This window comes from Micromonospora sp. IBHARD003, assembly GCF_056106285.1.
The window spans coordinates 2,979,413-2,999,484 of record NZ_JBWBBX010000001.1; the positions used below are offsets into that span (position 1 = coordinate 2,979,413).

Annotated in this window: 15 protein-coding genes and 1 pseudogene; 4 read left to right on the forward strand and 12 right to left on the reverse strand. The window is 71.6% G+C overall.

Annotation, left to right across the window (positions count from 1 at the left end; all coding sequences use genetic code 11):
- Positions 1-256: 256 nt before the first annotated feature.
- Positions 257-862: a response regulator transcription factor gene (locus ACTWOL_RS13280; RefSeq protein ID WP_474296873.1), complete on the forward strand. Its 606-nt coding sequence runs from the start codon at positions 257-259 to the stop codon at positions 860-862.
- A gap of 147 nt (positions 863-1,009) precedes the next feature.
- Here ACTWOL_RS13280 and ACTWOL_RS13285 read toward each other — a convergent pair.
- The 9 genes and pseudogenes from ACTWOL_RS13285 to cimA all read right to left on the reverse strand — a co-directional run.
- Positions 1,010-1,600 (reverse strand): annotated as a pseudogene (locus ACTWOL_RS13285) (4'-phosphopantetheinyl transferase family protein); the annotation flags it as partial.
- 108 nt (positions 1,601-1,708) lie between these two features.
- The gene (locus ACTWOL_RS13290; RefSeq protein ID WP_474296874.1) at positions 1,709-2,938 is read right to left on the reverse strand and encodes an acyltransferase domain-containing protein; all 1,230 of its coding nucleotides are present in this window, start codon (positions 2,936-2,938) and stop codon (positions 1,709-1,711) included.
- Between the two features lie 129 nt (positions 2,939-3,067).
- Entirely contained in the window at positions 3,068-4,789 is a 1,722-nt protein-coding gene (locus tag ACTWOL_RS13295; protein WP_474296875.1) for an acyl-CoA dehydrogenase family protein, read from the reverse strand.
- Between the two features lie 5 nt (positions 4,790-4,794).
- Positions 4,795-6,504, reverse strand: a complete 1,710-nt coding sequence (locus ACTWOL_RS13300) for a fatty acyl-AMP ligase (RefSeq protein ID WP_474296876.1) — start codon at positions 6,502-6,504, stop codon at positions 4,795-4,797.
- Positions 6,501-6,713, reverse strand: coding sequence for an acyl-CoA carboxylase subunit epsilon (locus ACTWOL_RS13305; protein WP_474296877.1), 213 nt, complete (start codon positions 6,711-6,713; stop codon positions 6,501-6,503). The genes ACTWOL_RS13300 and ACTWOL_RS13305 overlap by 4 nt, the downstream gene beginning before the upstream one ends.
- Positions 6,714-6,927: 214 nt before the next feature.
- Positions 6,928-7,557 carry an antibiotic biosynthesis monooxygenase family protein gene (locus tag ACTWOL_RS13310; protein ID WP_474296878.1) on the reverse strand — a complete coding sequence of 210 codons (630 nt, stop codon included), beginning with the start codon at positions 7,555-7,557 and terminating at the stop codon, positions 6,928-6,930.
- Positions 7,544-8,527: an aromatase/cyclase gene (locus ACTWOL_RS13315; protein WP_474296879.1), complete on the reverse strand. Its 984-nt coding sequence runs from the start codon at positions 8,525-8,527 to the stop codon at positions 7,544-7,546. Before ACTWOL_RS13315 ends, ACTWOL_RS13310 begins: the two co-directional genes overlap by 14 nt.
- A gap of 91 nt (positions 8,528-8,618) precedes the next feature.
- The gene (locus tag ACTWOL_RS13320) at positions 8,619-9,659 is read right to left on the reverse strand and encodes a ketoacyl-ACP synthase III family protein (protein ID WP_474296880.1); all 1,041 of its coding nucleotides are present in this window, start codon (positions 9,657-9,659) and stop codon (positions 8,619-8,621) included.
- Between the two features lie 20 nt (positions 9,660-9,679).
- A complete protein-coding gene (cimA, locus tag ACTWOL_RS13325) occupies positions 9,680-11,305 on the reverse strand; it encodes a citramalate synthase (protein ID WP_474296881.1) in 1,626 nt (541 codons plus the stop codon).
- A 165-nt stretch (positions 11,306-11,470) separates the two neighbouring features.
- On the opposite strand from cimA, the gene ACTWOL_RS13330 reads away from it, so the two are divergent.
- From ACTWOL_RS13330 to ACTWOL_RS13340, 3 genes are all read left to right on the forward strand, one after another.
- Complete coding sequence (locus tag ACTWOL_RS13330; RefSeq protein WP_474296882.1) at positions 11,471-12,595, forward strand: winged helix DNA-binding domain-containing protein; 1,125 nt, start codon at positions 11,471-11,473, stop codon at positions 12,593-12,595.
- Between the two features lie 104 nt (positions 12,596-12,699).
- Entirely contained in the window at positions 12,700-13,722 is a 1,023-nt protein-coding gene (locus ACTWOL_RS13335; RefSeq protein ID WP_474296883.1) for a zinc-binding dehydrogenase, read from the forward strand.
- A gap of 17 nt (positions 13,723-13,739) precedes the next feature.
- Entirely contained in the window at positions 13,740-15,191 is a 1,452-nt protein-coding gene (locus tag ACTWOL_RS13340; protein ID WP_474296884.1) for an alpha/beta fold hydrolase, read from the forward strand.
- A gap of 80 nt (positions 15,192-15,271) precedes the next feature.
- On the opposite strand, the gene ACTWOL_RS13345 is transcribed toward ACTWOL_RS13340, so the two are convergent.
- From ACTWOL_RS13345 to ACTWOL_RS13355, 3 genes are all read right to left on the reverse strand, one after another.
- Positions 15,272-17,296 (reverse strand): amino acid adenylation domain-containing protein, encoded by a 2,025-nt coding sequence (locus tag ACTWOL_RS13345; RefSeq protein ID WP_474296885.1) that lies wholly within the window; start codon positions 17,294-17,296, stop codon positions 15,272-15,274.
- A 66-nt stretch (positions 17,297-17,362) separates the two neighbouring features.
- Entirely contained in the window at positions 17,363-18,439 is a 1,077-nt protein-coding gene (locus ACTWOL_RS13350) for an ornithine cyclodeaminase family protein (protein ID WP_474296886.1), read from the reverse strand.
- A 22-nt stretch (positions 18,440-18,461) separates the two neighbouring features.
- Positions 18,462-20,036 carry an MFS transporter gene (locus ACTWOL_RS13355; RefSeq protein WP_474296887.1) on the reverse strand — a complete coding sequence of 525 codons (1,575 nt, stop codon included), beginning with the start codon at positions 20,034-20,036 and terminating at the stop codon, positions 18,462-18,464.
- Positions 20,037-20,072 lie beyond the last annotated feature (36 nt).

A 20,072-nucleotide genomic window follows, 5' to 3' on the forward strand; every position in this document is an offset into this window, starting at 1 on the left:
ACAGTACGGCAAGGCCTCGACACCGGAAGCGGCCGGCGAGCAGCGGGCCGGACAGCGTCCGGCTTCACGGAGACCGGCGGCATGCTCACCGCCGAACTGCACGAAGACGGCCGCTTCCACCTCGAGGCGTACGCGCCCGTACGGCCGCGGACCGGAGACCGGGGACGACGCATCACAGGGCACCGGACCGCACGCCGGCGAGAGGACAGCCGCTTGAGCAAGACGACTGATTCGCCCGGGGGAACTGATGCTGTGCGTGAAGATTCTTCTCGCCGAGGACATGCACATGATTCGGGGTGCACTGGTCGCGCTCCTGGAGCTGGAACCCGATCTGGAGGTCGTTGCCTCCGTCGACCGGGGGGACACCATCGTGAAGGCCGCGCTCGACTCGAGACCGGACGTGGCCATCATCGACATCGACCTGCCCGGCACCGACGGCCTCACCGCCGCCGCCGAACTGCATGAACAGCTGCCCAGCTGCCGGACGCTGATCCTCACCAGCCTGGGCCGTCCCGGCACACTGCGCCGTGCCCTGACGGCCCATGTCACCGGGTTCCTGCTGAAGGACTCTCCTCCGGACCAACTCGCCGAGGCCGTACGCGCGGTGGCATCGGGCAGGCGCGTGGTCGACGCCCAACTGGCCCTCAGTGCCTGGGACTCTCCGGAGAACCCGCTTTCGCCCAGGGAGCTGGAGGTACTACGTCTCGCCGCCCAGGGCGCGGACGCCGCCGAGATCGCCGGCTGTCTGTTCCTGTCCAAGGGCACCGTCCGCAACTACCTCACGGCGATCGTCACCAAGCTCGGTGCCCGCAACCGCATCGACGCGATCCGGATCGCCGAGGAAGCGGGCTGGATCCCCTGATCCGGCGTTCGCGGACCCGGAATCCGCCGCAACGGGACCGGGCAGCCCCAGCAGGGTGTCGAAGAGCCCCTCGTCCAGCATCGTCGCCACCGACAGGTCCGCGACGTCCCCGAAGCCCGTGTCGTGGACGGCCGCGCTGACCACATAGCGCTCACCGACGCCGAAGGTGCCGAAGGTCCACTCGTCGCCTGCCGCCCGGGTGCCGTCGGGCCGCACCAGCCGGGCCGCCGCCGCGCGCAGATCGAACCCGAACTCGGTGAAGCGGAAGCGCAGTCCCTGACCGAGGGCCTTGCTGTACGCCTCCTTGAGGGTCCACAGCCGCACCAGGGTGTCGTTGCGCGCCTCCTCGCCGCCCTCGTCCAGCAGCTCCGTCTCGAACGGGGTGCAGGCCTGCTGCTCCGACCCGGTGTGCGCCAGCCTGCGGTCGGCACGCTCCACGTCGACGCCGATCCGTCCCCGGCGGGTGACCGCGACGACCATCATGTCCTCGGTGTGGCTGAGGCTGACGTCGATCTGGTCGCAGCCGCGCACATACGGCCGGCCACCCGGCCGGTAGGAAAGGTCGACCAGGTCCGGTGTGGTCTCCAGCACCGCCGCCGCGGTGTGGCGGAGGAACAGCCTGGAGGCGACGAACCGGTCCCGCATCCCCTGCCGGGTGAGGTTCTCGTAACGCCCCCAGTCGCGGCCGAGTATGCGGCGCACCGAGTCCGTCTCGCCGCGCGGCAGCCAGCCGCGCATCGTGCCGTACACCAGGACGCTCCCGGTGCGGACCAGTTCGTCCCCGACGCGGTCCCAGGGCCCCGAGGGGCCGAGGGCGGGGAGCGGCCGTCCGATGCGGGTGGTCACTCAGGCCCCCGCGGGTGCGGCGGCCAGCGGACCGGCGTCCAGCGCGGAGATCACCCCTGCCAGGTCCACGGCGTCGGTGTCCGGCCGCGGGCACATGGGGATGCAGGTCGGGCTGCCCATCCGGCGCATATAGGGGGTGAGCACCGGACGCGGGCCGATCTCGACGATGTGCGTGGGCGTCTGCTGCGCCAGCATGTTGCGGACCGCGTCCGCGAACCGGATGGGCGCGGTGAGCTGCTCGGTCCAGTACGACGCGTAGAGCGGCTCGGTGGTGAGCCGCCCGTACACGGTCGAGTAGAATGGCAGCCGGGCTGCGCCGCCGGGCACCCGGCGCGCGACGGCCTCGAACTTCGGCACCATCGGCTCCATCAGCGGCGAGTTGAAGGCATGCGTCACCGGCAGGTGCCGGCATTTGATGCCGCGGGCGGCGAGCCCGTCCTCGATCCGTTCCAGCCCGGCGACATCGCCGGAGAGTACGGTCGACTTGGCCGCGTTGAGGGCGCTGATGCCCACGCCCGGCTCGTTCGCGACCAGTTCGGCGACCTCGTAGGGCGAGATGCAGGCCGCCATCATGCCGCCGCCGGACGGCAGGTACTGCATGAAGGCTCCGCGCAGCGCGATCAGCTTGGCCGCGTCGGCCGGGCCGAGCGCCCCCGCGACGGCCGCCGCCGCGTACTCCCCGATGCCGTGGCCCAGCACGGCCACCGGTACCACCCCGACGGTCTCGAGGGTGCGGGCGAGGGCGTACTCGACGGCGTAGAGGGTGGGCTGGGTGTACGCCGTCTGGTGGATGCGCGGGTCCTCGCTGAGGATCAGGTCGACGACCGAGAGCCCGAGATACGGGAAGAGGGCGTCGGCGACCTCGTCGAGCTGGCTACGGTAACTGCTGGAGTTCAGATAGAGCGCGGAGGTCATCCCCGCGTGCTGGCAGCCCTGTCCGGTGAAGACGAAGGCGACCCGCACCTCGCCGACACTCTTGTGGACATCGCGCGAGGCCATGTGCCGGGCGAGCTCCCGCACGGTCGGGTAGGCCCAGATGTCGTCCAGGTCGATGAGGGGTCCGAACTCCTCCTCGATGTCTCCGTAGAGGCTCAGCGCCGCGACCGAATCGAGGCCGTACTCGACCAGCGGCACCGAGTCGTCCACCGGCCGGGCGAGGTAGTGGCCGAGCCGCTCCAGCAGCCATTCACGGTGGACGTCACCGTGATCGTCACGTTCCTGCGGGGACATGGTGTGCTCCTTCGGGCGGGCGGGGGGAAGAGCAGGGATGGGGGGACAACGGGGATGGGGCGGGGGCGATCCAGGGAAAGGCGGGGGGGAAGTGCTCACGTGCGGGGCGGGAGGAAGCGCAGCCGGCGGTCAGGCCAGCGGGGACGCGTACAGGTCGTAGCTGCGGCGGCCGTGCAGCCTGGCGAGCACCTCGGCGAGGACCCGCTGCTCCGCGGCGGCCGGCCGGTCGGGCAGTGCCAGACCGAGCCGCCGGCAGAGCCGGTACAGCGCCGCCGCCGGCCAGGCCGTGTCGGCGAGGAAGCGGTCCGCCTCGGCACCGGCCGCCTGCTGCTCGCGCCACACCCCCAGACAGGCCGCCGCCGCCAGCACCAGCGTGTAGCGGTCGGCCAGGCCGAGGCTGTGCGGACTGGCCAGCGCTCTGCGGTCACCCTGCGGGATGTCTGCGAACGCCTTGCGCAGATCGTCCAGTTCGATGGCGAAGGCGCGGGTGAGGAAACGCAGCACCCCCGCGTCCCTGCCATGGCGCGGCACCGGGGCCGCCTCGAACAGATCGGTGCTCGCCACCAGGGTGGCCGCCAGTGGGTCGGCGTCGCCGAGCAGCGCGGGCTGTGCGAGGTCGAGCGGCGGCAGTTCCTCGTGCAGCCGGAACAGCCCGGCCGGCGGCTCGGGGTCGGCGAACCAGGCGTGCTGGGCGAAGAAGGGCAGCTGGGGCAGGATGCTGACCTGCCGCCCCGCGCTGCCCGCATGGCCGAGCGAGGTGACGGGCAGGTCCCTCAGCTGCTTCTGGAACATCGCGTAGGCGCCTTCCTCCGCGAAGGTCGCCTCGCCGAGGACCGCCGACATCTCGTCCATGGCTTCCGCCGCGAGCTTGGGCGCCAGATAGGCGGCGGCCGCCGCGTACACGCTCATCTGCTTGGGCAGCAGATGCAGGGCCCGGGTGGCGACCAGCGCGAGGCAGTCGGTCAGCAGCAGATCGAGGAACGCCCCGGTCAGTACGTCCCGTACATGCTGGACGTCGAGCGAGGAGCGTCCGTCGGACCTCGGGCGGACGGCGAACGCCGCCACCGTGCGCAGTGCCGTGTCGGCGCCCGCGAGGACGATCGACGGGATCAGTCCGCGGATGACCAGGGAGGAGCGCAGCGACAGTTCGTAGCCGCCGCCGAGCCCGCCGACCAGGGCCGACTGCGGGACCGGGCATTCGTCGATGCTCAGTCCCCCGAACTCGGCGCTGCGCATCCCTGTGGTGGCCCGCCGCCCCAGGTCGGTGACCCGGCCGGGCGGCAGGGCCTCGCGGTCCAGGAAGAGCACGGTGTGGCTGCGGGCCTGTCCGGGCGGACCGGTGCGGGCGAAGACCACCAGGCCGCGGGCGCGTGAGGCGTTGGCGATCCCGGTCTTGCTGCCGCTGAGCAGCAGCCCGCCGCCGGCTGCGGGGGCCCCGGTGAACTCGTCCCGTACGAAGTCGTTGCCGTGGGCCACTCCGTGCCGGGCGACGGCGATCCGGTCCCCGCCGAGGAGCAGTCCGGCGGCGAACCGCCGGTGTTCCTCGCTCCCCGCGGTCCAGACCGGGGTGGCGGCGAAGAAGCAGTTCAGACCGTAACCGAAACCGAGCGACGCGTCCCTTCGGAAGACGGGGCGCAGCACCCTGCCCAGCTCGTCCATCCTCCGCAGCCTGCCGCCGTACTCGACCGGCACGAACTCCTCGTTCAGTCCGTACCGGTCGAGTACGGCCTCGGCGGCGGGCGGCACCTCGCCCGCCGCGTCGGCCGCGACGAACGCGGCCCCTCCGAGCGGGTCGGTGGGATCGTCGAGCGGGCCGAAGGAGCTCTCGAGCGCGTCGATGCGTTCCCGCACGGGCCTCATGATCCGGTCCCCGCGGCCAGCAGCCGCTCGACCTCGCGGTCGATCCGCTGGTGCAGCGGACTGAGTTCGCCGCGCAGGAACATCCGGCGCATCGCGGCGCGTTCGACCTTGCCGCTGGTGGTGCGGCGAACGGTGCCGGGCCGCACGAACAGCAGTCCCCCGGTGCGCACTTCGTGCTCCTCGCCGATCCGGGCCTCCACGGCGGCGGCGAGCGAGTCGAGGTCGATGTCGTACTGGCTGCGGGCACGCAGCTCCTGGACGACGACGACACGTTCACGGTCGGCCGGGACGGCGAAGGCGGTGGCGGGGCCGAACAGACCGCTGACCTGCTGGACGGTGCGTTCCAGGTCCTGCGGGTACAGATTGCGGCCGGCGACCACGATCATGTCCTTGAGGCGCCCGGTGACATGGAGGGATCCTGCCGCCATCATCCCGAGGTCGCCCGTGCGCAGATACCCACCCCGTCCCGCGAGGGAGGCGTCGAAGGCCTCCGCGGTCTCGGTGGGGCGGCCCCAGTAGCCCAGGGCGACGCTGTCGCCGCGCACCCAGATCTCACCGATCCGGCCGTCGGGAAGCTCCGTGCGGGTGCCCGGATCGACGATCCGGATCTCCGCAGACGCCGGCTCGCCGCAGGGCACGGACGGGTGTCCGCCCGACGCCGCGGCGAACCTGGCGGAGGTGGCGGTACGGGCCCTGCGGCCGGCGGAGACCAGCAGGGTCGCCTCCGCGAGCCCGTAGGCGGGAGTGAGCGCCCCGGGCCTCAGCCCCGCCGCTGCGAACCGTTCGGCGAAGGCCACGAGCGTGCCGGGGTGGACCGGTTCGCCGCCGTTGACGGCGTGCCGCCAGTGCCCGAGGTCGAGCGCGGCGAGCTGGGTGTCGTTGATCCTGCGCAGGCACAGCTCATAGGCGAAGTCGGGGGCACCGCTGACCGTGAGGCCGTACCGGGACACCGTGTCGAGCCAGTGGAAGGGCTTCTTGACGAAGGTCTGCGGGGAGAGCATCACCGTCGTCGTGCCCAGCCACAGCGGGTGCAGCAGCTGGCCGACGAGTCCCATGTCGTGGTGCAGGGGCAGCCAGCCGCCGAACCGGGAGCCGGAGTCGGTGCCCAGGGCGCGCCGGATGGCCTCCTGGTTGGCGACGAGATTGCGGTGGGTCACCATCACACCGCGCGGTTCCCGGGTGGATCCCGAGGTGTACTGCAGATACGCGACCTCGTCAGGGCCGGGAGGGGCCGGTGCCGGACCGGGCTGTGCCGCGCCTGCGGGAGTGATGTCCGCGAGCAGGCAGGTCACCGCTCCGAAGCCGGTGCGAGCCAGCAGTTGGGACACATCGGGAGCATGGCGGGTCTCGGTGAGCACACAGCTCGCCGCCGCGTCCTTGACGATGCCGGCGATGCGCTCGTCGTGGTGGCCCCGGCCGCCGGGCGGCGGTACGGGGACGGCGACGAGCCGGGCATGGAGGCAGGCCAGGAACGAGGTGGCGAACAGCCGCCGGGAGGACTGCAGGATCAGCACGCGGTCGCCGGGGGACGCATGGGCGCTGAGCCTGGCGGCGAGCGCACGGGCCTGTGTGTCGAGGTCCCCGTAGGTCACGCTCGTCGGCCGCAGCTGCCCGTCGTGCTCCGTGAGCAGGACGAGGGCGTCCCGCTCCGGTGCCTCGGCCGCGCGAGCCTGGAAGGTGTCCATGAAGATCCGGTGTCCGGTCACCGCAGTCCCCCCTTCTGCCGGGCGGACCAGGCCGCCGGGACCTGTCCACCGCTGCCCCTGACGCTCCAGCCGGCGGAAGCGGCGGGCTCGGGCCCGTCGGTCTGCCGCGCCCGGCTGCGCAGTATCGCCAGCAGCACGGCGGTCACGGCAGCGAGTTCCGCCGCGTCCGGCAGGCCGCGCAGCACGGTGATTCCTGTCTCTTCTGCCATGGAGGAAGACTGCGCCCGGGCGCTCGAGGGGGGCTCGCGGGCTGCACGGACAGGGGCCGAGGATCCGTCGCGGGCGGCGGCAGGGGGTGGGGTCGGGGAGACGGCCGGGAATCGCGGGGACGCCGGGAGGCGGGAAGTGCGGGGGCGGCGGACGCACGCCCCCGGAGGGGGCGGGGACGTGCGTCCGCCTAGACATGGGCCCCTGCCACCGCGGTCAGTCGATCACGCGCTCATAGGCCAGGTGCCGGCTCCGTTCGACCGTGACGTCGGCGAGTTCGGCGAGGCCGTCGAGCGCCGCGCGGCAGCCGCCGGAGTCCAGGGCGGCGGTGCAGTGTTCGGCGTCACGCCACCACTGGACGCCGGTGTAGGACAGCGGCCGGATCGTCGAGCGGAGCAGATCGCTGCCGCCGAAGCCGCCGAGGGCCGCACAGACCTCGCCGAACGCCGCGTACCGCTTCTCGAACCCGGCGTAGTCCTGCAGCACATGGGCCCGGATGAGGACGACGGCCGAGTCTCCGACGGCCGCCTTCTCCCTCAGGGTGCGCCCGACGCTCAGGGCCTGGTCGGCCTCGGTACGCACCAGCGGGCCGAGCCGCTGGACGTGGGCGACGAAGGTGTCGTCGTGGACGGTGTCCAGGAAGCCGCTCAGCCGGCGCCAGTGACCGAGGTGGACGTACACCCCCGGCTGGTCGACCAGTTGGACCGTCACCAGGAAGTCGAAGCCTGGGCGATGGCGCAGGAACTGCGAGTGCAGACGGAACTCCCGCTCGAACTCGGCGACATCGCCCTTGACCTCGAACCGGTTGATGACGGTGACCGGTCCGTTCGGATCACGTTCCGGCACGCGTGCCCTCCGCGAACTCCTTGGCGTGGCGCAGGGTGGTGGAGCTGTTGGTGCCGAGTGCCTTGCGGACCAGCGCTCGGGCCTCCGCGAGAGTGGCCTGCGGGCCGAGCGCGCTGCGCACGCCCTCGGGGTCGAGGGTCACGGTGTGCCAGGAGGTGGCCCTGACCGTGCCGTCGCCGAGAGACTCGATCACCCAGCGGCCGGTGTGGCCGCTCATGGCGACGGGCACCCTCAGCTGCTTGTAGACGATCGTGCGGCGGTCGTCGAAGCAGACCCGTACGGATGTGGTGTTGTGCAGGGAGCCGTCCGGGCTGCGGGTGTCCATGTCCATGTGCTGGATGCCCGGCTCGTCCTCGCTGAGGTCGAGGCGCGCCACGTGCGGCAGCCGCTCGGGCCACAGGTCGGCCCGGTCCAGGAAAGCGTAGACGTCGCCGGCGGCGCCCGCGATCGTCTCGGAGTCGCTGAAGGTGAAGTGCAGTTCGTCGCGCGCCTCGCCCAGCTCGGCGACGTTCTTGAGCGCGGCGAGCTCGGCGCGGCTGTTGCGGTCGACGGCCCGCTCGATGAGCTCCTCGGCGGCGGGGTCGTCGTCCACCGCGCGGTAGTCGTGCAGCAGCACGACCCGCGTGGTGCCGTCGTCGACGGGGTCGAGGCGCCAGGCGCCGCCCATGGAGGCGACCGGCGCGGCCGGGACGACCTGGCGGAAGGTGATGGTGCGGGCTTCGGGGTCGAGCACCCGCCGGGAGGTCCAGGTGCGGACCTGCTCGTTGGCGATGGCCCAGATGCGCAGCAACTGCTCGCCGCCGCCCTCGGGAGCCTCCTCGATGACCTCGACATGGACGGTGGGGCCGAAGACCTGGGGCCAGGCGGAGACGTCCGCGATCAGTTCGTAGACGGTGGAGACGGAGGCGGAGACGGTGACGGCGTGCTCGGTGACGTGGGTTGCCGACGTGTCGGGCGTAGCGGTCGCCACGGCGTACCTTCCCTTCAGTGCGGCCGTGAAAGCGGCCGGTTCAGAGTGACAGAGAGGCGCTCGAAGCGGGCTCGAGCGGAGGTGGACCCGGTCAGTTGCCGGCCCAGGAGGGCTGCTCGGTGATCTCCAGTACGGCGCAGCCCCAGCTGTATCCGGCGCCGACGCTGATCAGGACGCAGCGGTCGCCGGGCCTTGCGCGGCCGGAGACCACGAGGTGGTCCAGGCCGGCGAACTGGTCGCCGGCTCCCAGGTGTCCGACGGTCCGGCTCCACTCCCAGGTGGTGCGGGCGGGGTCGATGCCGAACGGCTGGTAGTAGATGGACTGCAGTCGGCGGCGTCCGAAGTGGGGCAGGAGCACCCAGGAGGCGTCGGCCAGTTCCATCCCCGCGTCGGCCAGCGCCTGTTTGACGACGGACTGCTGTCCGTTGTGGGCGCGGGTGATGGCGTACGACATGCCGACCCGGCCGATGAAGGCGCGCTTGGCCTCGTCGAAGTCGACGGGCATGCGGTGGCCGAACGGGGCTCGGGTGAAGGGCTCGTCGCCGCGGTGCAGGGGTTCCAGTTCCGGGTCGGCCAGCAGGGCGAGCGACAGCAGCCGGGCGAAGCCGCCGCGCCGGGAGAGCACCAGGGCGGTGGCTCCGTCGGCGTAGGGCGTGCCGGGGTCGGTGCGCCACCGGTCGATGCCCGGTTCGCAGAAGCGGTCGGCCGTGGTCAGCAGAGCGTCGCAGGTGCCGTGTCCCGCGGTGAGATAGGCGGTGGCCAGGTCGAGTGCGGCCAGGCCGCCGTTGGACATCTGGCGGATCTCCAGGGCCGGGCAGGTGTTGCCGAGTGCCTCACGCTGGATGAAGGAGGCGACGGGCCACAGGTCCTGGCCCTGGTGGTAGGTGTCGGCGTGCAGGACGAGGTCGATGTCCTCGGGGGCGCTGCTCGCCCGCCGCAGGGCGGTGCGGGCGGCATGGGCGGCCATCTCCGCGGCGGACTCGTCGGGTGAGTACGCCACGGAGGCCATCGCCGTGCTCACGGCGACCTGGGGCGGGCAGGCCCCCGCCGCGACGGCGTCGGCGACCGATAAGGACGAGGGAAGCCGGACTCCGGTCCCCCGTATGAAGATCTCTTCCACTCGCACAGCCACTCCAGAGTGTCTTCGGGGCGTCAGCTCACGGCCGCAACAGCCGGGACCGCGCTGCGGTGGCCGGCCCCGCGCCCGGTCAGCAGGACGTGGAAGACCGCGTCGAGCAGGGCGAGCCAGGAGGCGGCGACCGTGTTCTCGTCGACGCCGACGGTTCCCCAGCGGCGCCGTCCGTCGGTGAAGGTGATGAGAACCCGGGCGGCCGCGGCGCTGCCCGAGCCGCCGCCCATGACCCGGACCTGGTAGTCGACCAGTTCCAGAGCGGCCAGTTCGGGGAAGTACGGGTCGAGCGCCTGGTGCAGCGCCCGGTCCAGGGCGTTGACGGGCCCGTTGCCGGTGCCGGTCGCGCTGAGCGGCGCCCCGTCGACGGTGAGCCGTACGGCCGCCTCGGTGCAGACCTCGCCACCGGGGCTCCGCTCGACCCCCACCCGCCAGCTCTCGGCCTCGAAGGGCAGGTCCAGCCGGCCGCCCGCCAGCTCCTCCATCAGCAGCAGCTCGAAGGAGGCGTCGGCGGACTCGAAGCTGTAGCCGCGGCTTTCCAGCTCCTTGATCCTGGCGGCCGCCCGTGCGACCGGGTCCGACCCGGCGGAGACCTCGTAACCCAGCTCGCGGGCCTTGAGCTCGATGGAGGAGCGGCCGCCCATGTCGGAGACCAGGGTGCGCATGGAGTTGCCGACCCGGGCCGGGTCGATGTGCTGGTACAGATCGGGGTCGACGCGCAGTGCCGACGCATGCAGCCCCGCCTTGTGGGCGAAGGCGGAGGCACCGACGTACGGTGCGGCCGGGTTGGCGTGCACCCCGGTCAGCTCGCTGATGGCGCGGCCGGCGGCGGCCATGTCGCGGAGCCGGTGGCCGGGTACGACATCCGTGCGGCCCCGCTTGAGGACGAGGTTGGCGGCGACGGTGAAGAGGTTGGCGTTGCCGCAGCGCTCACCGTAGCCGTGGGCCGTGCCCTGGACATGGCTCGCGCCGGCGTCCACCGCCGCGAGGGTGTTGGCGACGGCACAGCCGGAGTCGTCGTGGCAGTGGATGCCGAGCCGGGCGCCGGTCATGCCCAGGGTGTCCGCCACGACGGCGCGGATCTCGTCGGGCAGCGAGCCGCCGTTGGTGTCGCACAGCACCACGGCCTCGGCACCGGCCTCGGCCGCGGTGCGGACCACCTCGAGGACGTACTCGCGGTTGGCCCGGTAGCCGTCGAAGTAGTGCTCGGCGTCGACGAACACCCGCCGCCCCGCCTGCACCAGATGCCGTACGGTGCTGCCGATCATCGCGAGGTTCTCGGCGAGTGTGGTGCGCAGGGCCAGCTCCACATGCCGGGTGTGGCTCTTGGCGACCAGGGTCACCACAGGGGTCTCGGCTTCCAGCAGCGCCCGGACCTGCGGGTCGGCCGCGACCAGCGCACCCGGCCTGCGGGTGGCGCCGAATGCCGCCAACTGGGCGTTGGCCAGCCGCAGTTCCCCCACCGCCCGCCGGAAGAACTCCGTGTCCCTGGGCACCGCACCCGGCCAGCCCCCCTCGATGAACCCCACTCCGAAGGCATCCAGATGGCGCGCGACGGCCAGCTTGTCGTCGACCGTCAGCACCAGGCCTTCCTGTTGTGTGCCGTCCCGCAGGGTCGTGTCGTACAGCTGGAATCGCTGCTCGGCCATCGTCCCTCCCTCACTCACGTGTGCCGCCGGCGGCCGACTACCGCGGCGGATCCCGGCCACCGTCCGGGGACTGACTGGAGAGCCGCTCGAGTACGGGTCGGCCACACGGATTGCGGCCGTCGCGCCGATGGGTGCGCACGGACGGGACGGATACGCTGAGTCGCTATGCCCACACACACATCACCGGGTCCGGTGCTCGGACGCCGCGCTCTCAACCGGGCCCTGCTGGCACGCCAGTTCCTGCTGGAGCGGGTGAAGAAGACAGCCCTGGAGGCGATGGAACATCTGGTGGGACTGCAGGCCCAGTCCCCCAAGGCGCCCTATGTCGGGCTGTGGACACGCCTCCAGGACTTCCGCCACGAGGAGTTGTCCGAGCTCCTCGTCTCCCGGCAGGCGGTCCGTATCGCCCTGATGCGGGGCACCGTCCATCTGGTCACCGCACCCGACTGCCTGACGCTGCGCCCCCTCACCCAGCCGCTGTTCGACCGCGATGTGCTCCCCCTGTACGGGAGGCAGCTCGACGGTCTCGCGCCCCGGACGGTCGCCGACGCGGGACTGGCCCTCATAGAGGAGCAGCCGCGCAGCGCGGCCGAACTCGGCAAGCTGCTGCAGGAGCGGTGGCCCGACCGGCAGCCCTCCGTACTCGCCAACGTGGTCCGCTTCGTGGAGGCCCTCGTCCAGATCCCGCCCCGCGGGCTCTGGGGCGCCAGTGGGCAGCCGACCTACGCCCGCGCCCAGACCTGGATCGGCAGCCCGCTCAGCTACCGGCCCTCGCTCGAGTCCATGGTCGAGCGGTACCTGGCCGCCTTCGGGCCTGCCACGGTCCGGGACATCCAGACCTGGTCCGGGCTGACCCAGCTCCGTGAGGTGACCGACGCGATGCGTCCCCGCCTCAGGGTCGCCCGGGACGAGAGCGGCGCCGAGCTGCTGGATCTTCCGGACGCTCCGCTTCCGGACCCCGACACCCCCGTCGCCCCGCGCTTCGTCGCCGAGTTCGACAATCTGATCCTCTCCCACGCCGACCGCTCCCGGGTCATCAGCGACGACGCCCGCAAAGCCATCTACACCAAGAACGCCCAGATCCCCGGCACTTTTCTGGTGGACGGCTTCGTCCGCGGAAGCTGGAAGATCACCGAAGCGCGGCGCGCGGCGACGCTGACCCTGACCCCGTTCGAACCCCTGCGCAAGGGGGACATCGACGCACTGACCGCGTCGGGCGCGGAGCTCCTCGCCTTCGCCGCGGACCGGGCGCAGACGCATGACATCCGCTTCGCCGAGCGGCCCGGCTGATCCTCGGTTCCCCCGGCCGGGCGGATTCACGCGCCGGTCGAGTGCGGCTCGAGTGCCCCGCGGGAGACTCGCAGAGGCATCGATTCCGACCAGGAGGCCATGAAATGACCACCGAAGCAATCCCCTCGACGTCCAGGGAAGTACGACTGGCGTCCCACCTCGACGGTGAGCTCACTCCCAAGAACTTCGAGCTCGTCGAGGCTCCGGTCCGCGAGCCGGGCGACGGGGAGCTGGTCGTACGCAATGACTATCTGCAGGTCAGCGCGGTGATGCAGGATCTGATGCGGGCCGATGCCGAGCTGCCCATGCCTCTGTTCCAGGTCGGCGAGGTCCTCTGGGGCTCGGCGGTCGGCACCGTACTCCGTTCCGACAACCCGGAGTTCGCCCCGGGTGACGTGGTGGCGAGCACGGACGGCTGGCGCGAGATCTCCACCGGCCCCGCCGACGGGTTCTGGAAGCTGGACGCCGGACTCTTCCCCAGCACGCTGCACTATCTGTGCCAGGGCCCGACGGCCTACCACGGCATGGTGGACATCGCCGAGGTCGGCGAAGGCGATGTCGTCTTCGTCTCCGGTGCGGCCGGCGGTGTGGGCTCGCTGGCGGGCCAGATCGCCAAGAACCGCGGTGCCAAGCGCGTCATCGGTTCCGCGGGCAGCAAGGCCAAGGTGAACTACCTCGTCGAGGAGCTCGGCTACGACGCCGCGTTCGACTACCACGACGGTCCGGTCGTCGACCGCCTCAAGGAGCTGGCCCCCGAGGGCATCAACGTCTTCTTCGACGTCGTCGGCGGTGAGCAGTTCGAGGCCGCCGTCCAGGCCGCGGCCCAGGGCGCCCGCTTCGCCCTCTGCGGAGCGCTGGCCGGCCAGGTCGGCGACAGCCTCGGCGGCTTCCCGCGGCTGGACATCATGACCTCGATCGTCCGCCAGATCTCCATCCGCCCCTTCGCGACGTACCACACCCCCGAGCAGATCTGGGCGTGGAACGAGGCCTTCAGCACCTGGCTGAGGGAAGGGAAGTTCGTCTTCCCGCACACCGTCGTCGAAGGCGGGGTTTCCGCTGCTCCCGATGCGCTGATCTCGATGCTGGCCGGTAAGTACACCGGCAACGTCGTGGTCAAGCTCTCCTGAACGCGGAAGGCCGGACCATGCCGACGCCACGGCCCACCGAAGAGCTGCGCGAGTTCGTCTCCCAGCAGCCGCAGTGGACACCGAGTGGTGCGGACGACGGGCTCGAACTCGCCTCCGTCGAGGTACCGCTGGACTACGCCGATCCCGGCGGCCCGCGGATCTCGATAGCGCTCAGCAGGCGCCGGGCGGCGGACGCCGCCCGGCGGCGCGGTGTCCTGCTGTCCGTCCACGGCGGGCCTGGGGGCGACAACGGCCACGGCCGGATGATGCCCGTCGAGCTCGTACGGACCACCCCGCTCAACGAGATCTACGATCTGATCGGATTCGACCCGCGCGGCACCGGGGCCTCGACCCGGCTCAACAGCGAGGACACACCGGCACAGGGTGTCTTCGACTCCCGGCCCCCGGACTCCGCGTTCGCCACTCTCACCGCGGACATGCGGGCGCGCGAGGAGGGCTGCCGGCGTATGGGCGGCGAGCTGCGCCCGCACATCAGCACCCGCAACACCGCACGGGACATGGACCTGATCCGGGCGATCCTCGGCGAGGAGCGGATCAGCTTCGTCGGTTACGCCTACGGAACGCTCGTCGGCGCGGTCTACGGCACCCTGTTCCCCGCGCACCTGGACCGAAGCGTCCTCGACTCCTCGGTCCACCCCGACTGGGACTGGCGGCAGCAGTTCATGTCGCAGGCCTGGGCGGTGCGGGAGAACGTCGACATATGGGCCGAGTGGGCGGGGCAGCGTGCCGGCCGCTACGGCCTGGGCACGGACGCCGAACAGGTGCTGGGCGCCGTCGAGGAGACCGCGGCACTGCTCGCCGGGCTGACCGAGGACGCCGTACTGCGCACCTCCTTCGACGGCATCATGGGCTCCCTCGCGCCGCTTCGGCCGCGCTGGGACACCCTCGCCCTCCTCGTCGGAGATCTGCGCAAGGCGGCGGGCACGGGGAACACCGAGGAAGCCCGGTCGCTGCTCGCCGGGCAGACCGCCTGGCGGCCCGGTTCATCGGGCGGCGGGCTGCGGGAGGCCGTGCTGGAGGCGGTGACCTGCGAAACCCCGTGGCCCACCGAACTGGAGGTCTACTACCGGGACATGCGGCACTTCCGGGAGCACTGCCCGTACGGCTACGGCGTACTGCGCGCACAGCCCTGGGTGGGGACCTTCGTCTCCTTCACCGCTCCGGAGGAACGCACCCCGGTCCGCCGGGACGGCTACCCCGCGGGGCTGGTCGTCCAGGCGGACGGTGACCCGCTGGACCACCACGAGGGAGCCACGGCCATGGCAGAGCGGCTGGACCACCGGCTGATCACGGTCGTCGACTCCGGTGGCCATGAGCTGTACGGGTTCGCCGGCAACAGCCAGGTCGACGAGCACGTCAACCGCTATCTGATGGACGGCGTCCTGCCGGACGGGCCGGTCTCCTGCGCCGGTGACCCGCGGCCGGACGTCCCGCCGGACACCGCATAGCGGTTCTCGCACAGGTATGGGGCCCGCATCCCGGCTTGGGACGCGGGCCCCATACGTATGACGGGGGCGGGAGAGACGGATCAGGACGAAGACGCCACCGCGCACTCCAGGCGCTCGGCGAGCGCGGCCACCGTCGGGGATTCGTACAGCCGCCGGATGGGCACTTCGACGCCCAGGGTCGCCCGGATACGGGAGGTCAGACGGCCGGCCATCAGCGAGTGCCCGCCGAGGTCGAAGAAGCTGTCGTCCAGGCCCACCGTGGGCACCTTCAGCACCTCGGCGAACAGGGCGCACAGCGCCCGTTCCCCGTCCGTCCGCGGCGCCCGTTCCCCGGCGGCGGCGGCCAGGGGGTCCGGCTCGGGCAGAGCCCGTCGGTCCACCTTGCCGTTGGGCGCCAGGGGGAATTCGGTCATCGTCACGAAGGCCGAGGGGACCATGTAGTCGGGCAGTGCCCCCGCGGCGTGCCGGCGTACGGAGGCGATATCCGCCGTGCCGATCACATAGCCCACGAGCCGCGGCCCTCCGGGCCGGTCGTTCCTGGCGACCACCGCCGCCTGGGCGACTCCGGGGTGGCCCAGCAGCGCGGCCTCGACCTCGCCCGGCTCGACGCGGAACCCGCGGATCTTCACCTGGTCGTCGGTCCGGCCGTTGAACTCCGCGTGGCCGTCCGGGTTCCAGCGGCCCAGGTCGCCGGTCCGGTACATCCGGGTGCCGGGCGGCCCGTACGGGTCGGCCACGAATCGTGCCGCGGTCAGGGCGGGGCGGTTGCGGTATCCACGGGACACCTGGGCCCCCGCGATGTACAGCTCTCCCTGCTCGCCGTCCTCCACCGGGAGGAGAGCCTCGTCGAGGATCCGGACCTGGACGTCCGGGATCACCGGGCCGAGCGGCGCGGAGGCCGGCCAGTCCGCCGGGTCGGGCGGGGCCGTGTACGTCGTCGCCACATGCACTTCTGCCGGACCGTAGACGTTGTGCAGCCGGAAGGGGGAGCGCAGGGCGAAGTCCCTGATCTGCCCCTCGACGTTCAGGGCTTCGCCGCCCTGGTACACATCGGTGAGCGAGTCGAGTGAGCTGCCGCATTCCTGTGCCGCCGCCAGGACGGCCTCGACCGCCGCCGTCGGGGCATAGAGCTCGTTCACCCCGTGGCGGTCGATCCAGTCGACGAGACCGGCCGGGTCACGGCGGAGTTCGTCGGTGGGTATCACCAGGGTCTTCCCCGCGACGAGCGTCGCGAGTATCTCCTGGACCGAGAAGTCGAATCCGATGGCGGTGAACTGGGCGGTACGGGTGCCGGGCCCTCCGGGCAGGGTCGAGCAGTGCCAGGTGATCAGATGTGTCAGGCCCCGGCAGGGCATCGCTATGCCCTTGGGCCGGCCCGTCGAGCCGGAGGTGTAGACGATGTAGGCGGGGTTCTCCGCCCGGAGCGGGCCGACGCGGTCGGCGTCCTGCGGATCGTGTCCGGCGCGGCGGTTCACGTCCTGCCGTACGGACGGTTCGTCGACGACCAGTTGCCACCCCGCGCCGTGGCCCGCCCCGGGCATCAGACCGGCCGTCTCCGCCGCGGTGATCACGCAGGCGGGCCGCGCATCGTCCAGGAGGTACTCGATCCGCTCCGCGGGATAGGCCGTGTCGACCGGCAGATACGCCGCACCGGCCTTGAGAACGGCCAGCAGCGCGACGATCAGATCCGCGGACCTGGGCAGAACGAGGGCGACCACGCTCTCGGGGCCGATGCCCCCGGCGATGAGATGGTGCGCCAGCCGGTTGGCGGCGGTGTTGAGTTCGGCGTACGACATCCGGACGTCCGCCGACTCCAGGGCGACGGCCGCGGGAGTACGGGCGGCCTGCGCCTCGAACAGCGCGGGCGGCATGACACCGGGCCCGGCCCCGGGTTCGGGCCCCCCGTTCATGGCCTCGGTCAGACTCCGGGGCCGCAGATCGGTCCACCGGCTTTCGGCATGGCGCAGACACGCGTCCCTGGTGTCCGGACCGAAGACCGCCCGCCAGCCCGCGGGCACGGCGAAATCCGCCGGCCAGAGCGAGAACTGGTCCTCGTCGTTGACCAGTGCGCGGTAGTGTCCGGCGGAGTTCTCGAATGGATTCATCACACCTCTCCTGGTGAGCCGGCTCCGCTGCCCCGGGGGCCGCGGTGGCCCCCGGGGGAAGGCGGATCAGACCGTGGCCGCGAGCTCGCGTACTGCGGCGAGCGAACCGGCCTGCGCCGAGTAGGGGTCGAGCGCGTCGGAGGGGTGGTACTCCAGGTCCACACCGACCCCGGCGCCGGTCTCCGTCGCGGCCTCGATGAGGACATCGAGCATCAGGTGGTCCTCCATCGCTATGCCCGTCGAGTCGAAGACGGTCAGCCGGTTGCGCAGGGCAGCGGCCGTCTCCGGTTCCGCGCAGAGCTGGGCGAGAGCGGGCCCGAGAGCGTCCGCCGTCAGCCGCTGGCATTCGCCCTCGCGCAGGGCCTGCTCGGGGTGGTCGGGGCAGACCACCGCTCGCTCCAGCAGCGCCGGCGGGAGCTCCGTCTTGCCCACGAGGTCCGCGCCGACGGCGTTGATGTGCAGATGCTCACGCACGGGGACGTCCGGGAACACGGGCGGGTGCCCCACACCGGTCGAGGTGGCGGTGGTGATGACATCCGCCCTCGCCGCGATCTCCTGCGGGGAGGCGAGCTCGATCTCGAGGCCGAGGAAGGAGACCCGCCGGGCGAAGGTGTCCAGGTGCGCCGGCTCGATGTCCCAGGCCAGAACCCGTTCCACCGGAAGGACCAGGCTCAGTCCGTGCAGTTGCGTCACGGACTGGGCACCGGTGCCGATCATGCCGACGGTGCGGCTGTCCGGGCGGGCGAGGGCGCGGGCGGCGATCGCCGATACCGCGCCCGTACGGATCGCCGTGGGCAGTACACCGTCCGCGATGGCGACCAGACGGCCGGTCGCATCGTCGAACCTGGTGAGTGTCCCGAGAATGGTCGGCAGCCCGAAGAGCTGAGGGTTGCCGGGGCTGTAGGAAACCGTCTTGATCGTGGTGCTCTCGCCGCTGGTGCGGTGCGGCATCCACTCGATGATCCCGGGGACCGGAGCGGACCGCAGGAACCCGTCGCGGAGGGGTGAGAGCTGTCCACCGTCGAGGTGCACCCGGCGGAAACCCTCGGTGAGCCGGTCGATGACCCGGTTCATGACCTCGGACCGTCCGAGCTCATCGAGTATCCGGCGTATGTCGGCCTGGGTTATCAGCAGCGATTCCACGAAATTCCCTCTCGGTCCGCTATCAGGTGTTCTCGAGGACAGGCGGTTCGACGGCGGCCCCGGAGGCGGCGTCGGTGCGGGTGTCCCGCGGGGCGTCGGCGCCGGAGTCCCGGGGGGCAGGCGTCTCCTCGAGCGGTACCCCGTGTCCGGCTCCGCCGCGGATACCGCGGGGCAGGGCGAGAGCGGCGAGAAGGCTGACGAGGAGCACGCCGGCGCAGACGAGGAAGGCGAGGCCGAAGCCGGATGCCATGGCGTGTTCGGTGAGCTCCGGAGTCGGCGTGGAGCCCTCGAGCTCCTCCGTGATCCGGGAGTTGGCAACCGCGACGAGAACGGCCAGTCCGGCCGCGCCGCCGAGCGTCTCCGTGGTGGTCAGCAGACCTGAAGCCAGTCCCTGCTGGTGGGACGGCAGATCGGAGGTGGCCGCGGTCGTCACCGAGGTCATCACCATGCCGAGGCCGAGCCCGAGCAGCAGGCTGGGGCCGAGGAGGTCGGCGGCGAACGTGGCGGTCTCGTCCGCGGCCGACATCCAGGCCAGTCCGACGACGGCCAGCGACAGACCGCCGATCAGTACGGGGCGCGGGCCCGTCGTGCCGACCACGACGGAGATACCGGCGGCGCCGATGAACACGCTGAGCGACAGCGGCAGATAGGCGACACCGGTCTGCAGCGGGCTGTAGCCGAGGACCTGCTGGAAGAGCAGGGTGAGGAAGTAGAAGGTGCCGGCGAGTGCGGCGCCGGAGCCCAGCATCACCAGGTTGGCCATCGAGAGCGACCGGCTGCGGAAGACGCCGAGGGGCACGAGCGGCTGCTTGGCGATCTTCGCCTGGTCGAACAGGAAGAATCCGAGCAGCGCGGCGGACAAGGCCAGGGCGGTGACGATCCTCGCCGAACCCCATCCGTACCGCTCGCCCTCGGCGATGCCGTACACCAGGGCCACCAGGCCGAAGGTGACCGACAGGGCGCCGACGACGTCCAGCTTCCGCTCCCCGGGGGCACGGGACTCGGGCACGGCGCGGGCGACCAGGAAGTACAGGACGAGGCCGATCGGCACGTTGATCAGCAGGACCCAGCGCCAGGTGGTCCACTCGGTGATGACGCCGCCGATGATGACGCCGAGGGCGCCACCGCCTCCGGCGACCGCTCCCCACAGGCCGAACGCCTTGGCGCGGGCGGCGGGTTCGGTGAACGTCGTGCCGAGGACGGTCAGCGTCGCCGGAGCCATGATCGCGGCACCGAGCCCCTGGAAGGCGCGGGCCAGGACCAGGGTCGTGGCGTCGTAGGAGAAGCCGCCTGCCAGGCTGGCGAGGGTGAACAGGACGATTCCGGCCAGGAAGAGCCTCCGGCGCCCGAACAGATCCGTCATCCGGCCGGCGAGCAGCAGAAAGCCGGCCGTCGGGATCATGAACGCGTTGACCACCCACTGCAGCGAGTTCTGATCGAATTTCAGGGCGTCGCTGATGGCCGGCAGGGCGACGTTCAGCACTGACGCGTCCAGCATCACCATGAGCTGGCCGAGGCAGCACGCCGCCAGGATCATTCCCGCCCTGGGCCGTACAGGACTCTGAGCCGACTTTTCCGGCGTCGTTCGAACGCTCATCGGAATAGCTCCTTCATTATCTTTGGTGACTCAAAT

Excerpts from the sequence above, each read along its gene's own strand:
- ACTWOL_RS13340 (WP_474296884.1), top strand. The coding sequence starts at position 13,740 with ATGCCGACGCCACGGCCCACCGAAGAGCTGCGCGAGTTCGTCTCCCAG.
- cimA (WP_474296881.1), bottom strand. The coding sequence starts at position 11,305 with ATGGCCGAGCAGCGATTCCAGCTGTACGACACGACCCTGCGGGACGGC.
- ACTWOL_RS13345 (WP_474296885.1), bottom strand. The coding sequence starts at position 17,296 with ATGAATCCATTCGAGAACTCCGCCGGACACTACCGCGCACTGGTCAAC.
- ACTWOL_RS13290 (WP_474296874.1), bottom strand. The coding sequence starts at position 2,938 with ATGTCCCCGCAGGAACGTGACGATCACGGTGACGTCCACCGTGAATGG.
- ACTWOL_RS13335 (WP_474296883.1), top strand. The coding sequence starts at position 12,700 with ATGACCACCGAAGCAATCCCCTCGACGTCCAGGGAAGTACGACTGGCG.
- ACTWOL_RS13355 (WP_474296887.1), bottom strand. The coding sequence starts at position 20,036 with ATGAGCGTTCGAACGACGCCGGAAAAGTCGGCTCAGAGTCCTGTACGG.
- ACTWOL_RS13305 (WP_474296877.1), bottom strand. The coding sequence starts at position 6,713 with ATGGCAGAAGAGACAGGAATCACCGTGCTGCGCGGCCTGCCGGACGCG.
- ACTWOL_RS13330 (WP_474296882.1), top strand. The coding sequence starts at position 11,471 with ATGCCCACACACACATCACCGGGTCCGGTGCTCGGACGCCGCGCTCTC.